The sequence below is a fragment of the Flavobacterium polysaccharolyticum genome (genome assembly GCF_038739875.1).
GTDB classification, from domain to species: Bacteria; Bacteroidota; Bacteroidia; order Flavobacteriales; family Flavobacteriaceae; genus Flavobacterium; species Flavobacterium polysaccharolyticum.
In genome coordinates this window covers 1-859 of sequence record NZ_JBCGDP010000064.1, presented here as the reverse complement: position 1 = coordinate 859, position 859 = coordinate 1, and the positions used below count along the sequence as shown (strand labels likewise).

Here is an 859-nt window from a genome sequence, read left to right as displayed (position 1 = left end):
TCGTTAGCGCAAAAGACGATGTCAAAAATAGGTAGTTACGTTTGTACCTATGACCAAGTGTGTTGGAAACCTGATTACTGAACACATGGCATCCGGGGTTAAGTTGGCAAGACGCATAAATAGGCTGTTTTAAGGAACAAGTGAACTCTATATCGCTCTGCCAAATCGAAAGAGGAAACAGACAACAAAGGGTGTGGTTGAGATATAGGGGGCAGACTTAGTTGTAGTAGTGATGAAGTTTCTGTAATGGAAATGGAGCAAAGGACTAAGCATAGTAAGTTTTACTAACAATTTACAACCAACTAAAAGGGATGATAGATTATTATGAAACAAAATCACAGCCAATAACCAAAGTAATGGTTTGGCAAGCATACAAAGAAGTAAGAGCCAACAAAGGTAGTGCAGGCATAGACAAAATGAGTTGGGAATACTTGGAAGAGAACAAGAAAACCGAACTCTACAAACTATGGAACAGGCTCACCTCTGGTAGTTATTACCCTAATGCTGTCAAACAAGTAAGCATACCTAAGAAAGATGGAGGAATACGAAAATTAGGCATTCCAACACTTTTAGACCGTATTGCACAACAAGTAGTCAAACGCCATTTAGAGCGAATAGTCGAACCACTTTTTCACAAAAGTTCGTTTGGATACCGTCCAAATCGAAATGCACATCAAGCCATCAAGCAAGCTAATGAAAATTCATTTAACCATGACTTTGCCATAGATCTTGACATTAAAGGCTTCTTTGACCATATCGATCACGAACTACTGATCAAAACAGTACAACACTATTGCCAAGACAAATGGGTTGTAATGTACATCCAAAGATGGCTCAAAGCAGGCGTGGTACAACAAGA

1 protein-coding gene is annotated in these 859 nt (G+C 39.1%); it reads left to right on the top strand.

The genetic code is table 11. The features are described 5' to 3' along the window. Window positions 1–311: 311 nt before the first annotated feature. On the top strand, window positions 312–859 hold a 548-nt coding region (locus tag WFZ86_RS20100), incomplete at its 3' end, for a reverse transcriptase domain-containing protein (RefSeq protein WP_342693608.1).